16 protein-coding genes and 1 pseudogene are annotated in these 13,365 nt (G+C 66.8%); 12 read left to right on the forward strand and 5 right to left on the reverse strand.

Features of this window, described 5'->3' with window-relative positions:
• Positions 1–149: 149 nt before the first annotated feature.
• The 6 genes from ACVT6V_RS12205 (at position 150) to ACVT6V_RS12230 (ending at position 6,390) form a co-directional block, all read left to right on the forward strand.
• On the forward strand, positions 150–551 hold the full coding sequence (locus tag ACVT6V_RS12205; protein ID WP_489900013.1) for an ArsR/SmtB family transcription factor: 402 nt from the start codon (positions 150–152) through the stop codon (positions 549–551).
• Positions 548–1,042, forward strand: a complete 495-nt coding sequence (locus tag ACVT6V_RS12210; protein WP_489900014.1) for an SRPBCC domain-containing protein — start codon at positions 548–550, stop codon at positions 1,040–1,042. The genes ACVT6V_RS12205 and ACVT6V_RS12210 overlap by 4 nt, the downstream gene beginning before the upstream one ends.
• Positions 1,043–1,047: 5 nt before the next feature.
• Positions 1,048–1,632 (forward strand): maleylpyruvate isomerase family mycothiol-dependent enzyme, encoded by a 585-nt coding sequence (locus ACVT6V_RS12215; RefSeq protein ID WP_489900015.1) that lies wholly within the window; start codon positions 1,048–1,050, stop codon positions 1,630–1,632.
• A 22-nt stretch (positions 1,633–1,654) separates the two neighbouring features.
• Entirely contained in the window at positions 1,655–3,100 is a 1,446-nt protein-coding gene (locus ACVT6V_RS12220) for a sigma 54-interacting transcriptional regulator (protein WP_489900016.1), read from the forward strand.
• Between the two features lie 541 nt (positions 3,101–3,641).
• On the forward strand, positions 3,642–5,639 hold the full coding sequence (locus ACVT6V_RS12225) for a VWA domain-containing protein (protein ID WP_489900017.1): 1,998 nt from the start codon (positions 3,642–3,644) through the stop codon (positions 5,637–5,639).
• A 115-nt stretch (positions 5,640–5,754) separates the two neighbouring features.
• Positions 5,755–6,390 (forward strand): DUF1707 SHOCT-like domain-containing protein, encoded by a 636-nt coding sequence (locus ACVT6V_RS12230; RefSeq protein ID WP_489900791.1) that lies wholly within the window; start codon positions 5,755–5,757, stop codon positions 6,388–6,390.
• A gap of 89 nt (positions 6,391–6,479) precedes the next feature.
• Here the strand turns inward: ACVT6V_RS12230 and ACVT6V_RS12235 are convergent, their stop codons facing one another.
• The 3 genes and pseudogenes from ACVT6V_RS12235 to ACVT6V_RS12245 form a co-directional block, all read right to left on the reverse strand.
• A complete protein-coding gene (locus ACVT6V_RS12235; RefSeq protein WP_489900792.1) occupies positions 6,480–7,085 on the reverse strand; it encodes an IS5 family transposase in 606 nt (201 codons plus the stop codon).
• Positions 7,086–7,347: pseudogene (locus ACVT6V_RS12240) on the reverse strand (transposase); the annotation flags it as partial.
• A gap of 335 nt (positions 7,348–7,682) precedes the next feature.
• Entirely contained in the window at positions 7,683–8,630 is a 948-nt protein-coding gene (locus tag ACVT6V_RS12245) for an AEC family transporter (protein WP_489900018.1), read from the reverse strand.
• 262 nt (positions 8,631–8,892) lie between these two features.
• Here ACVT6V_RS12245 and ACVT6V_RS12250 point away from each other — a divergent pair, with 262 nt between their 5' ends.
• Complete coding sequence (locus ACVT6V_RS12250) at positions 8,893–9,261, forward strand: DUF4190 domain-containing protein (protein ID WP_489900019.1); 369 nt, start codon at positions 8,893–8,895, stop codon at positions 9,259–9,261.
• A 21-nt stretch (positions 9,262–9,282) separates the two neighbouring features.
• Here ACVT6V_RS12250 and ACVT6V_RS12255 read toward each other — a convergent pair whose 3' ends face one another.
• Positions 9,283–9,708 (reverse strand): pentapeptide repeat-containing protein, encoded by a 426-nt coding sequence (locus tag ACVT6V_RS12255; RefSeq protein ID WP_489900793.1) that lies wholly within the window; start codon positions 9,706–9,708, stop codon positions 9,283–9,285.
• A 72-nt stretch (positions 9,709–9,780) separates the two neighbouring features.
• Here ACVT6V_RS12255 and ACVT6V_RS12260 point away from each other — a divergent pair, with 72 nt between their 5' ends.
• The 3 genes from ACVT6V_RS12260 to ACVT6V_RS12270 all read left to right on the forward strand — a co-directional run bounded on the left by ACVT6V_RS12260 (position 9,781) and on the right by ACVT6V_RS12270 (position 11,139).
• Positions 9,781–10,011 (forward strand): DUF4190 domain-containing protein, encoded by a 231-nt coding sequence (locus ACVT6V_RS12260; RefSeq protein WP_489900794.1) that lies wholly within the window; start codon positions 9,781–9,783, stop codon positions 10,009–10,011.
• A gap of 176 nt (positions 10,012–10,187) precedes the next feature.
• Positions 10,188–10,361: a 50S ribosomal protein L32 gene (gene rpmF / locus ACVT6V_RS12265; protein WP_489900020.1), complete on the forward strand. Its 174-nt coding sequence runs from the start codon at positions 10,188–10,190 to the stop codon at positions 10,359–10,361.
• A gap of 139 nt (positions 10,362–10,500) precedes the next feature.
• On the forward strand, positions 10,501–11,139 hold the full coding sequence (locus tag ACVT6V_RS12270) for a trimeric intracellular cation channel family protein (RefSeq protein ID WP_489900021.1): 639 nt from the start codon (positions 10,501–10,503) through the stop codon (positions 11,137–11,139).
• 4 nt (positions 11,140–11,143) lie between these two features.
• On the opposite strand, the gene ACVT6V_RS12275 is transcribed toward ACVT6V_RS12270, so the two are convergent.
• Positions 11,144–11,455: a CDGSH iron-sulfur domain-containing protein gene (locus ACVT6V_RS12275; protein ID WP_489900022.1), complete on the reverse strand. Its 312-nt coding sequence runs from the start codon at positions 11,453–11,455 to the stop codon at positions 11,144–11,146.
• Between the two features lie 66 nt (positions 11,456–11,521).
• Between ACVT6V_RS12275 and ACVT6V_RS12280 the strand changes: the two genes are divergently transcribed.
• On the forward strand, positions 11,522–12,538 hold the full coding sequence (locus ACVT6V_RS12280; RefSeq protein ID WP_489900024.1) for an iron-containing redox enzyme family protein: 1,017 nt from the start codon (positions 11,522–11,524) through the stop codon (positions 12,536–12,538).
• Between the two features lie 41 nt (positions 12,539–12,579).
• Entirely contained in the window at positions 12,580–13,311 is a 732-nt protein-coding gene (locus tag ACVT6V_RS12285) for a HemK2/MTQ2 family protein methyltransferase (RefSeq protein ID WP_489900025.1), read from the forward strand.
• Positions 13,312–13,365 lie beyond the last annotated feature (54 nt).

Consider the following 13,365-nt stretch of genomic DNA (forward strand, 5'->3'; position numbering starts at 1 on the left):
AGCAATTTTCCGCGCACGAAGGGTTTCTGACGACAGATGAGGTTTCTGCATTCCATGGCCTGGCCCGCGATCGTATTCAACCAAAGGGTTGACAACGGAGCGTCAGGAGCGCAGAGTCGTATTCAACCGAACGGTTGAGGAGGCGTCAGGTGGCAGACGAGCTGTCAAAGGTTTTCGCCGCTCTCGCGGACCCGACCCGGCGCGACATGGTTGCCCGTCTGGCGGTGTCCGACGCGACGGTCAGCCAGCTCGCCGACCCGTACGACGTCAGCATTCAGGCGGTGTCCAAGCATCTGAAGGTGCTCGAGGATGCCGGCCTGGTGACCCGCACCCGGGAGGCGCAGACCCGCCCGGTCCATCTGGAAGCGGAGGTGTTCGACCTCATGACCAAATGGATCGAGCGCTATCGCAGGCAGGCCGAGGAGCGCTATCAGCGACTCGACGCCCTGTTGGCAGAAATGAATGATGGCCCCGCCATCGCCATGAACGACGGACCCGCGGCACGACGTCGCGAGGACGAGAAACCCCGAAGGAAAGGAAAGGCGTCATGAGTGCAGTGCAGACCCGCTACGCGGAGGCCGCGATCGAGGCGGACAAAGAGGTGCCCATCATCCGGATCACGCGCGACTTCCGCGGAACGCCGGCGCAACTGATGAAGGCGCACATCGACCCGGACCTGTTCGTCCGCTGGGTCGGACCCGACTCGATCAGCAGCCGCGTCATCGAATGGGATGCCCGCGATGGCGGGAGTTGGCGATACGTGTCGACACGGGGCGACGAGGAGTTCGGTTTCCGTGGATGTTTCCACACGGTGTCCGACGACACGATCGTGCAGACCTTCACCTTCGAGGGCATGCCCGATCAAGTGGCGCTGGAGACTCTCTCGTTCGAGGACCTCGGCGACGGCACCACCCGGCTACACGCCCAATCCCTGTGCGACAGCTTCGAAGCCCGCGACGGCTGGCTGGCCTCGGGCATGGAGACCGGCGTCAACGAGGGATACGCCGCGCTCGAGAAGCTGCTGGCCTCAGGTGAGGTGTGATCACAGTGTCCGATTCGATCTCCGGTCTCTCCGTGGCCCAACGTCATCGTGCCGTGGCCGCAGATTTTGCCGATCAGATTGCCGCTGTGTCCGACTGGGATGCCCCGACACCGGTCGACGGCTGGGTGGCACGCGATGTCGTCGCCCACCTCGTCGAGTGGTTCCCCGGATTTCTCGCGGGCGGGGGAGTGTATCTTCGCCAGGGCCCGAAGGTATCCGAGGATCCGCTCTCGGCGTGGCAGGCTCACGCCGCGGCCGTCCAGGAGTTGCTCGACGGGCCCTCCGCCGACGACACCTTCCGTCACCCGATGGCAGGCGAGCACCGATTGGCGGACGCAGTCGACCGGTTCTATACGGCCGACGTGTTCATGCACACGTGGGACCTCGCCGTCGCCGCGGGTAACCCGCCCGATCTCGATCCGGACTTCGCCGAGCAGCTGCTCGCCGGGATGGTCGGTATCGAGGATCTGTTGCGGTCGTCGGGCCAGTACGGCCCGGCCGTTCCCGTCGCCGACGACGCCGATCCGGTGACCCGCCTGGCCGCATTCATCGGCCGCGATCCGGAGTGGTCCGGTTCTGTCACACGGTGACGGGCCGCACAAGCGGAGTACCGTGGACAGGGTGCCAGAGGAGAATTTCACGTCCCATACCTCTCAGACCACCGAAACCCGCCATCCGTCCGCCCGCACGCTGGGTGAACTGCGCGCCAGTGGTCACATCCAACGCAGCGTGCGTGATGAGATCCGCAACAACCTGCTGTCCGCCCTTCGCGAGGGTCGCGATCCGTGGCCGGGCATCGTCGGGTTCGAGGCGACGGTCATCCCGCAGCTCGAACGGGCGTTGCTGGCCGGCCACGACGTGGTGATGCTCGGTGAGCGCGGTCAGGGCAAGACGCGCATCCTGCGCACCCTGGTCGGGCTCCTCGACGAGTGGACTCCGGTCATCGCGGGTTCCGACCTGGGCGAACACCCCTATGAACCGATCACACCGGGGTCGATCCGCAAAGCGGCGAATCTACTCGACGACCTGCCGATCGAGTGGCGCCACCGTAGCCAGCGCTACAGCGAGAAGCTGGCCACGCCGGACACCTCGGTCGCCGACCTCGTCGGTGACATCGACCCGATGAAGGTGGCCGAGGGCCGCAGCCTGGGTGACCCCGAGACGATCCACTTCGGCCTCATCCCGCGGGCCCACCGCGGCATCGTCGCCATCAACGAGTTGCCAGACCTGGCCGAACGCATCCAGGTCTCGATGCTGAACGTGATGGAGGAGCGTGACATCCAGGTCCGCGGCTACACGCTCCGCCTCCCGCTGGATGTGTTGGTGATGGCCAGCGCGAACCCCGAGGACTATACGAATCGTGGGCGGATCATCACGCCGCTCAAGGACCGATTCGGCGCCGAGATCCGTACCCACTACCCGCTCGAACTCGACGACGAGGTCGCGGTGATCGAGCAGGAGTCGGACCTCACCGCGACCGTGCCGACGTTCATCACCGAGATCTTGGCGCGGTTCACGCGGTACGCGCGTGACCATCCGTCGATCGACCAGCGTTCCGGGGTCTCGGCGCGGTTCTCGATCGCAGGCGCGGAGACCGTCGCGGCCGCCGCCCTGCACCGCGCGACCGTGACCGGCGAGGACGTTCCGGTGGCCCGCGTCGTCGATCTGGAGTCGGTGATCGAGGTGCTGCGCGGAAAGATCGAGTTCGAATCCGGCGAGGAAGGCCGCGAACTCGAGATACTCGAGCACCTCATGCGCAAGTCGGTTGCCGATACAGTGCGCGCGCACCTCGGCGGCATCGACATGGCGCCGTTGGTCGACGCCTTGGAGAACGGCGAACCGGTCGTGACCGGGGACCGCGTCACCGCCGCGGATCTCCTCGGGTCGATCCCCGCGCCGGAGGTCACCGCTGAGGTGCTCGACGCGATCGCCGAACGTCTCGACGCCGAGGTGGACGGCGAACGCGCCAGCGCGGTCGAACTCGCGCTGGAAGGATTGTTCCTCGCACGACGTATTGGCAAAGAGGCCGACGAGTCCGGGCAGACGATCTATGGCTGAGCAGCCGCAGCGCGCGGCGGTGAGGAGTGAGTGCGCGCGCCGCGACCTCCGACCCACGTGGGTTGAGGGTGTGCGGCGCAACCCCCGATCCCTGGGTGCCGAGGGTGTGCGGCTCAGCCCCCGATCCCTGGGTGCCGAGGGTGTGCGGCTCAGCCCCCGATCCCTGGGTGCCGAGGGTGTGCGGCGCAACCCCCGATCCCTGGGTGCCGAGGGTGTGCGGCTCAGCCCCCGATCCCTGAGGAGGCCCGGAGCGCTAGCGGAGGGCCGTCACGAAGGGTCGGCCCTTTGTGACGCTCGCAAGCTCGCTCCTCAGGGGCCGGGGGGTGACGCTCGCAAGCTCGCTCCTCAGGGGCCGGGGGGTGACGCTCGCAAGCTCGCTCCTCAGGGGCCGGGGGGTGACGCTCGCAAGCTCGCTCCTCAGGGGCCGGGGGGTGACGCTCGCAAGCTCGCTCCTCAGGGGCCGGGGGGTGACGCTCGCAAGCTCTGTCTTCCACGGGGCTCAACCTCGCTCTCCACACACTTGAACTGAGGGGCACAGACCATGGCGCACAAGAGTTTTCACCGGTCCCGATATCAGCGGTACACCGGTGGTCCAGACCCGCTTGCGCCTCCGGTGGATCTGCGGGAGGCGTTGCGCGACATCGGCGACGACGTGATGGCCGGTGCGTCGCCGCAGCGGGCATTGCGTGAGTTCCTGCGTCGCGGAACCCAGGACATGCGTGGGCTCGACCGGCTTCGGGAACAGGTGAACCGGCGTCGCCAGGAGCTGTTGAAGAAGCGCAATCTCGACGGGACATTCGCCGAGATCCGGGAACTGCTCGACCGGGCGGTTCTGGAGGAGCGCAAGCAGCTCGCCCGCGACCTCGACGACGATGCACGTTTCGCGGAGATGCAGATCGGCAGCCTTCCGGCGTCGACGGCGCAGGCCGTCGAGGAACTGTCCGAATACAACTGGCGCAGCCCGCAGGCCCGGGAGGACTACGAGAAGATCAAGGACCTGCTCGGACGGGAGCTGCTCGACCAGCGCTTCGCCGGGATGAAAGAGGCCCTCGAAGGTGCCGGCGAGCAGGACCGCCAGCGCATCTCGGAGATGCTCAAAGATCTCAACCAGCTTCTCGACGCGCACAACCGTGGCGAGGACACCACCGAGCAGTTCGACGAGTTCATGGACAAGCACGGCGAGTTCTTCCCCGAGAACCCGCGCAACACCGAAGAACTCATCGACTCGCTGGCCCAGCGTGCCGCGGCGGCTCAGCAGTTCTACAACTCGCTGACCCCGGAACAGCGGGCCGAACTCGATCAGCTGGCGCAGCAGGCCTTCGGCTCGCCGGAGCTGATGAGTCAACTGTCGCAGATGGATTCGGCGCTTCGTCAGGCGCGCCCGGGTCTGGACTGGGACGACGCGCAGTCGTTCTCGGGGGACCAGCCGATGGGTCTCGGCGAAGGTGCGGCTGCACTGCGCGACATCTCCGAACTCGAGGCGCTCAGCGAGCAACTCTCCCAACAGTATGCCGGCGCACAGATGGACGACATCGACATCGACGCCCTGGAACGCCAGCTCGGGGAGCAGGCGGGCGTGGATGCGCGGACGCTGCAGGAGCTGGAGAAGGCGCTGTCCGAGGAGGGATTTTTCGACAGGACCTCCGACGGTCAGCTGCGGCTGAGTCCGAAGGCGATGCGGCAGTTGGGGCAGTCGATCTTCCGCGACATCGCCGAACAGTTGTCGGGACGTGGAGATCGGCAGACGCGTCGCAGCGGGGCACTCGGCGAACCGACCGGTGCGTCACGCGAATGGGAGTTCGGCGACACCGACCCCTGGGACGTGACGCGAACCGTGTCGAATGCGGTGCTGCGGACCGTCTCCGAGAGCGACGAACCGTCGTTGGTCTCCAATGAGATGGCCAGGTCCGGAGTGCGGATCGACGTGCGAGATGTGGAGGTCGCCGAGACCGAGGCCCGAACCCAAGCGGCGGTCGTGCTGCTCGTCGACACCTCGTTCTCCATGGAGATGGAGGGTCGGTGGACGCCGATGAAGCGCACCGCCATCGCGCTCAATCACCTCATCTCCACCCGGTTCCGCAGCGATGAACTGCACCTGATCGCGTTCGGCCGATATGCACGGTCCATCGACATCGCCGAACTGACCGGCCTGCAGCCCCGGATGGAGCAGGGCACCAACCTGCATCACGCCCTGCTGCTGGCGCAGCGTCATCTGCGACGTTTCCCGAATGCACAACCAGTGGTCCTCGTGGTCACCGACGGCGAGCCGACAGCGCATCTGGATCCGAGTGGGGAGCCATTCTTCTTCTATCCGCCGCATCCGCAGACGATCGCGTTGACGGTGCGTGAACTCGACCATGTGGCCCGATTCGGTGCGCAGGTGACGTTCTTCCGGCTCGGTGAGGACCCGGGGCTGGCGCATTTCATCGATCAGATCGCGCGGCGGATCGGTGGCCGAGTGGTAGCGCCTGACATCGACGGGCTCGGTGCCGCCGTGGTGGGCGATTACCTCAGCGCGCGTCGGGGCCGCCGCAAGTGATACGGGTGGACGACTCGGGGGAAATCTCGGGGTTTTCCTGGGGTTCTCGAGTGTTCGCGGCCATCGAAATCAGGGTGGTTCTGTGCCTGGGCGGCCACTAGGCTTGCTGATTGTGATGAACCCGGACGATCTCCCGGCCCCCGACGATCGCAGGGCGCGGTTGCGTGCCGCCGACGCGGATCGCGAACTCGTGCATCGGATCCTGTCCGCGGCGATGGCCGTTGGCAGCTTGTCGCCGGCCGAGTACGAGGAGCGGGCAGGGAAAGCCGTGGTGGCGAAGACGTTCGGGGAGCTCGATGAGCTCACCGACGATCTGCCCGTGGGCGAGCTCGGAGTGCCCATGCCCTTCGTCGGGGAGACCAGGGTGAGCCGGGTCGCCGTGCCCTCGGATCGTCGGCCCATTCAGCATCGGTTCGCGCTGATGTCCGCCACCGAGGTGCGCGGCAATGTGGCGCTCGCGGACAGTCTCTCGGCGACGGCGATCATGGGTGGCGTCGACCTCGATCTTCGCGACGCCGAGTTCACTGCGCCCACCCTCACCATCCGGTGCACCGCCATCATGGGGTCGGTGGACATCACGGTTCCGCCCGACGTGACGGTTGAGGTCGGCGGGTGGGCGATCATGGGCGGATTCGGTGGCCGTGCGTCGGGTCAGGGCGTCCCGGGTGCTCCGACGATCCGGGTCGTCGGCATCGCGTTCATGGGTGGGGTCGACGTCAAGCGGAAAGACCGCAAGCCTCCGCGGGTGTGAGCACCGGTTTGGGTGCTGAGCGTCACCCGCTCCCTGAGGAGCGAGTCTGCGAGCGTGACCGCCCGCTCCCTGAGAGCGTGTTTGAAAACTCAGGCAAGTTTGGCCAGTCGTCGTGACATGGTAGCGATGAGGGCGATGTACACCATGTTTTCGTGGTGGTCGGGTCGGGTTTCGTAGTCGCGGACGCAGCGGCGGTGTTTGACGATCCAACCGAAGGTGCGTTCGACGACCCACCTGCGCGGTAGGACGTGGAATCCAGTCATGTCGTCGGTGCGTTTGACGATCGTAACGGTTAGTGCCAGAACGTTTTTCGCCCAGATAAGCAGTCTGCCGCGGTAGCCGCCGTCAGCCCAGACCATAGTGATGGTGGAGAACTGGGCGCGCAGCGCGGCCAACACTCGGGCACCACCGTCGGCGTCCTGGATGTTGGCGACGTGGACCACGATCGCCAGCAGCAGACCGGTGGTGTCGACGGCGATGTGGCGTTTGCGTCCGTTGACCTTCTTGCCGGCGTCGTAGCTGCGACTGGCACCGGGCACGGTATCGGCGCCGGGGATCGATTGAGCGTCGATGATTGCCGCGGTCGGCAGCGGGTTGCGGCCGTCGGCCACGCGCAGCATGTCGCGGAGGCAGTTGTGGATGCGGCGCCACGCTCCACTGGTGACCCAGCGGTGGAAGATCGCGTAGACGGTCATCGCGGGTGGGAACTCCGAGGGGAGTTGTCGCCAGGCGATACCGCCGCGGACAACATAAAACGGCGTCGAGAACGGTTCGGCGACACCACTTCTCGGGTCGGCCACCGCGTCCTGCGGTGTTCCCGGCCGGTGGCAGGAGCGGTTCGAGGACCGCCCACTGGGCATCGGTGACACTGGAGGACGGATAGACCTCGCACCGATGACCAGACCCGTGGGTGGGGGTCGGGCAGGACGGGCACGCACCGATGGGTGATGATGGCATGGTGAACTCCTGGTGAGTACGTGTTGTTAGCACTCACTGACCTACCAGGAGTTCACTCAAATCCCATCCGTCACACGCCGCACATCCGAGTTTTCAAACACGCTCTGAGGAGCGAGCCTGCGAGCGTGACCGCCCGCTCCCTGAGGAGCGAGCCTGCGAGCGTCACGAAGGGTGGTTCTCCGTCGCGGCAGATTCTGGGTGCTGTCGACGAGATCATGGGTGCTGTCGGCGAGATCTGGGGTTCTCTCGGCGGGATTCTGGGTTCTGTCGGCGCGTGGGTGCGAGCACGAGGTCGGTCGGTGCGCGGGCGCTCGGGTCAGACGGCCGAGTATCGGTCAGGCCAGGAGAAGCGCGATGACGGCGATCGCCGGGATGGAACTCAGCGTGGTGATCAGGGCGGTGTCGCGCGCCATGATCTGCGCCCGACGGTAGCGCGTCGCGTACACGAGGACATTCTGGGCGGTCGGCAGCGCGGCGATGACCACCTGCGCGAACAGTGCGTGACCCGTTTCGCCGAAACCGAATCGCGCCACCACGTACACCAGCACCGGCATGGCGATGATCTTGAGCACGCTGGCCAAGGCGATGTCGCGGCGTGGGCTGTGGCCCTTCTTGAACACCGTCGCGCCGGTCAGCGACAGGCCGAAGGCGAGCAGGGCGCACGGCACCGAGGCGTTGCCGAGCATCTTCATCGGCTCGAGGATCGCCGCCGGTGGGCGCAGCCCGATCGCCGAGATCACCAGCCCGGCCACGCCGCCCAAGACGATTGGGTTGGTGAGCGGTGCGATCACCGCGTCACGCAGAGTCGTCGATCGCGACGCGTGTCCCAGCGCCGGATCGGTCACGGTCGCGTCGAGCGTGATCAGCGCCATCGGCGAATAGATCAGGATCTGGAACAACAGCAAAGGTGCGATGAACGATGCGTCGTCGAGCACGAAGATGGCGATCGGTAGTCCGAGGTTCACGCTGTTGACATACGACGACGCGAGCCCGCCGATCGCCAGTTCGGGGATCTCCCGTCGCAGCCAGAGCCGGGCGACCATCACGTACACGATGCCGATCGTGAGCGCACTGCCGCCGGCGATGATCAGGGTCTTGGAGAAGATGACCGACAGGTCCGACGTCACCAGCGAGTGGAACAGGAGTGCCGGCGTACACACGAAGAAGACGAGACGCGAGAGCACCTCGTGCGCGCTGTCGCCGAGGACCCGGGTTCGTCCGAGGAGATAGCCGATCCCCACCACGATGAAGATGACGGTGAAGCCCGAGACCACGCCTGACACCGGTCGAGTGTATTGCCCTAGTCTGGATCGGACATTCGGTGGTGGCCGGCCGCCGACCGGCACGCACGAAGGGGGCGTCGTGACCAATCCTCCCGGTTCGGGACCCGAAGGGCGGTCCGACGACGAGTGGAGTGCGGTGCCGCCGGATACCGGGTGGCCGTTCGCGGACCCGTCGACTCGGAATCCCTCCGTGCCGCCGTATCAGCCGTATCAACAGGGGCCGTACCAACAGACGCCTCATCAACCGGTTCCTCATCAACCGGTGCCTCATCAACCGGTGCCGTATCAACCGGGGCCGCATCAACCGGGTCCGGTCGGGCCGAACCAGCCAGGCCCGAACTATCCCTACCCGTACCACGACGGGGTGCGGCCGCAGACCGACGGGCGCGCGATCGCCGCACTGGTTTGCGGTCTGTTGTCCTTCCCACTCGCCGTGATGTGCAGTGGGTTGCTGCTGCCGCTGCCGGTCATCGCCGTCGTCCTCGGAATTCTGTCCCGCCGGGACATCAGGTCGTCCGGTGGTCGCAGCGCGGGGATGGGTATGGCGGTTGCCGGGATCGTCTTCGGCGCGATCGGCATCGTGCTGATGCTCGTGATGCTGGCCATACTCGGCAGAGAGATCGCGCGCTGACCTCACAGAGGTGTCGGCAAACTACGCTGGAGTCCGGGCACCGTCCCGGGGAAGGACGAATCGATGACCAACCCGACCGATCCGACACCGAACTCTCCGGATGAGGACAGGCACGCACAGCCCGCTGATCCCGCGGCCTCCACACCGCAGCCGGATGAGCCGTCGCCGCCGACTCCGGGCTACGAGGGCGCACCACAGTCGAGCCCGCCGCATCAGTACGGCGCCGCACCAGAGTATGGCCAGGCGTCGCCCTATGGCGGCACCACACCACCCCAGCCCCACGCGGCATCCCCGTACGGTTCGAACCCCGAGTACGGCTCCGGTCAGTACGGCTCTGGTCAATATGGCAGCGCTCAGTACGGCCCTGGTCAGTACGGCTCCGGTCAGTACGGCAGCGCTCAGTACGGCTCGCCGTACTACGGGGGTCAGTACGGCGCTCCGCCGCACTACGGCGGTGCCGGCGCCTACGGCGTCGGCTATCCGGTCGCCCGTCAGACCAACGGCAAGGCCATCGCATCGCTGATCTGCGGTATCGGGTCCTTCGTGGCATGTCCCGGTGTGCTCGGCGTGGTCGCGGTGATCCTGGGGAACTCGGCGCGCGACGAGATCGCGGCGTCGGGGGGAACCCAGGAGGGGGAGGGGATGGCCAAGGCGGGACTGATCCTCGGCTGGATCTCGATCGCCATCATCGTCGTGGTCTTGGTGATCATGCTCATCGCGCTGATCATCGGGGCGTTCGCGGCCGCCTGACGAAGGCTGCCGGCACGTTTTGGAGCTTCGCACCCCGGCCCGGTAGTCTGGGGAGGTTGTGTGCCGCGCCTTACCGGCTGAAGAGCTGTGACGGACCGGGCGCACCGATCGGCGGGACCTGTCGACCTAGGTCGGATGGGAACCCACAGACTTACACGTAGGAGAAGGGCTCAACCATGGCTGTACCCAAGCGCCGGATGTCGCGGGCGAACTCCCGCAGCCGTCGTGCTCAGTGGAAGGCGGACAACCCCGCTTTGCAAGAGGTGAAGGTGAACGGCGTCGCCCAGCGTATGCCGCGTCGTCTCGTGAAGGCCGCCAAGGCCGGCATCATCGACCTGGATCGCCGCTGAGCGACGTGCACTGAGCTCGACCACGGTCGGCTCATTGCCCGCACGCACAAAGACATACCGATGACCGCCCCGGGATCTCCCGGGGCGGTCGTCGGCGTGCTCTGTGCAAGCGGCACCGGGGAGCTGACACGATGTTCCCGTGTTGCAGGAGATTCTCAACGACGTCGGCATCGTCGTCTTCGCCGCATCCGGCGCGTTGCTGGGCGTGCGCAAGGACTTCGACCTCTGGGGCATCATCACCGTGGGTGCCCTCACCGGCGTCGGCGGTGGCATCCTCCGCGATGTCGTCTTGGGGATCACTCCGCCGTCCTCCATCGAGAACTGGCCGCCGATCGTCATCGGTGCGGCGACCAGTCTCGCGGTCTTCTTCTTCCACCCGGCCTTCGCCGAACTCCGCCGCACCATCCTGATCTTCGATGCCGTCGGCATGGGTGTGTTCGCGACCAGCGGCGCCGCGCTCGCACTCGATCGGCACACCAGCGCGTTCGCAGCCGCTCTGGTGGGTCTGCTCACCGCGGTGGGCGGCGGCATCCTGCGTGATGTCCTGGCCAACGAGGTGCCCCTGCTGCTGCAGCCCGCTGACCTCTATGCCGTGCCTGCGGTGATCGGCGCCGGCATCGTCGGCGTGTGCGGGACCTACGCGTGGGGGCCGGTCTGGATCTGGCTCATCGTCGGGACGGCGGTCGCGACCGGCCTGCGGCTTGCCGGACTCCTGTTCGGATGGCGGCTGCCGACAGCACCCGAGGGTGTGCTGCGACGGCGATCGAGGCCGTCCTGAGGCGTCAGCGGTCGGATCGGCCGGTGCCGCCCGTGTCATCGGCGGCATCGTCGGACTCGCTTCCGGGCCGCCGCCGGCGCAGTTTGTGTGTCCCGTCGCACATGGGTGCCGTGGATGTGCGACCGCACCGGCAGAGGGCGATGGTGGAACGTCGGACGGGGATTCGGCTACCGTCGGGTTGGTAAAGATCGATCGGTCCGCGTACCAACAGTGGGCCGTCGTCACAGACGACGATCGAGGTGTGGTGTGAGGCGGGGAGCTCACTTCCCTGGTTGCCGTCCACCTGTCCGCCCTCAATGTGATCGCCGGAGTCCATGTGCCCTCACTTTCCACGTATCCGATTCGCGACCTCGACGACGCTACCAGCGACCCTCAGCCGCGGATGCCGCTTCCTGCCGCGCGCGGGCCGCGTAGTCGGGCCCTGATCGCGGCGCTCGTCGAGCCTCCTCCGGGCGGCGCGCGCGACCTGCCCGGCCTGGTCGGAGGAGATCTGCCCACCGGGCGCGACTTCCTGCTCGACGAAGACGTCGCCATCACCCTGACGATGCTCTATGAGCTACAGCTGCGAGGCATCGAGGGCGTCTCCGACGATTGGGAGACCGATATCGACCTGCTCACCGCACGCTCGCTACTCGAAGCCGAATTCCTCGAGGCGATCGATCATCTGGTGGGCCCGGTGGACGCCACTGGCGACGTGCCGGCAGCCCTGTGGCTGATCGGGGCTCGCGACGACGGACCGCCGCTGTCGAAATTCATCGCGCGCACAGCAGACGTGACACACCTCCGCGAGCTGGTCGTCCATCGGTCGCTGCACCAGCTTCGCGAAGCCGATGTGCACACGATGGCGATACCGCGCCTGCACGGTGCCGCGAAGGCTGCCCTGATCGAGGTGCAGATGGACGAATACGGCGGTGGCGTTCTCGACCGGATGCACGCGACGCTGTACGCCCAGATGATGGGTGCGATGGGGTTGTCCCCGGGCTATGCGCACTACGTCGATTTGATTCCGGCAGCGACGCTCACCGGCGTGAACGCGCTGTCGATGTTCGGGATGCAGCGCCGGCTGCGGCACGAACTGGTCGGCCACCTCTGTGCGGTCGAGATGACGTCGGCGCTACCGAGCAAGAACTACAGTCGCGGCCTTGCGCGACTCGGCTTCGATCGCTCGGCCCGGCTCTTCTACGACGAACACATCGAGGCAGATTCGGTGCACGAACAGCTGATCGTGCGGGAGGTCGCCGGGCGCCTCGCACGCGCCGAACCGACTGCCGGGCCCGCACTCCTCCGTGGTGCGCTGACCGCGATCGCCTTGGATGCACTGGCGGCCGAGCACATCTGGCAGCGCTGGGAAGCCGGGACGAGCTCGCTATTGCACCCGCTCGAGGGCGTTACATCGTGAGTTTCAGCAGCTCTTCAGGAACTCCGGTTAGTGTGCGCGGGATGTCCACCCAGAGCGCACTCGGCGCGGCATGGGATGAGGCGACGTCGGCTCTCATCGCCAGCCTTCCCGTTCCGATACCTGTCATCACCGATCATCCCGACGTGTACCGACCGGCCGTCGACTCCGCGTTGCTGTGTCTGGCTGTCGCCGAGGAGTTTCGGCTCCGCGGGAGCGGCGGATCGGCTCTGGAGCTGTGTGCTGGTAGTGCCGTGGCCAGCCTCTATGCGGCCAGGTGGGCCACGGATGTGACTGCGGTGGACCGCAATCCGGCCGCGGTGGAGGCCATGCGGGCCAACGCACGCGCCAACGGCGTCAGGCTGGACGCCCGCTGCGCCGACATCACCGAGCTCGAATGTCGGGCCGCGGACGTGGTGTTCGCGAATCCGCCCTACGTTCCCGCCCCCACCGACACACCGCCGTCGGCACACGGCTTCGCCTGTGACGGAGGTGAACACGGCCGAGATGTGATCGACGCGATCATCGACCGTGGGCCGATGCTGGTACGGCCCGGCGGGACGATGCTGTTGGTGCACTCGGCGATCTCCGGCGTCGACCACACGGTGGCGGCGCTCGGCGCAGCGGGGTTCGACGCTGCGGTGCAGCAGCGGTGGACCATCCCGTTCGGGCCCGTGATGGATTCGCGGGCAGGCTGGTTGGCCAAGCGCGGGCTGATCACGTGGGAACAGCGGCACGAGGATCTCGTCGTGGTGCGTGCGCGTCGACCGTGGTGACGGCGGGGGTCGCAACGGGCGGTTTCGCGTGCACCTCCCCGATGCCCGGCGACG

It is taken from the genome of Gordonia sp. LMA167 (assembly GCF_058130025.1).

Bases quoted from the DNA above. Each gene is read 5' to 3' on its own strand.
- ACVT6V_RS12210 (WP_489900014.1), top strand. From the start codon at position 548: ATGAGTGCAGTGCAGACCCGCTACGCGGAGGCCGCGATCGAGGCGGAC.
- ACVT6V_RS12225 (WP_489900017.1), top strand. From the start codon at position 3,642: ATGGCGCACAAGAGTTTTCACCGGTCCCGATATCAGCGGTACACCGGT.
- ACVT6V_RS12230 (WP_489900791.1), top strand. From the start codon at position 5,755: ATGAACCCGGACGATCTCCCGGCCCCCGACGATCGCAGGGCGCGGTTG.
- ACVT6V_RS12235 (WP_489900792.1), bottom strand. From the start codon at position 7,085: ATGACCGTCTACGCGATCTTCCACCGCTGGGTCACCAGTGGAGCGTGG.
- rpmF (WP_489900020.1), top strand. From the start codon at position 10,188: ATGGCTGTACCCAAGCGCCGGATGTCGCGGGCGAACTCCCGCAGCCGT.
- ACVT6V_RS12275 (WP_489900022.1), bottom strand. From the start codon at position 11,455: ATGGACTCCGGCGATCACATTGAGGGCGGACAGGTGGACGGCAACCAG.
- ACVT6V_RS12280 (WP_489900024.1), top strand. From the start codon at position 11,522: ATGCCGCTTCCTGCCGCGCGCGGGCCGCGTAGTCGGGCCCTGATCGCG.
- ACVT6V_RS12285 (WP_489900025.1), top strand. From the start codon at position 12,580: ATGTCCACCCAGAGCGCACTCGGCGCGGCATGGGATGAGGCGACGTCG.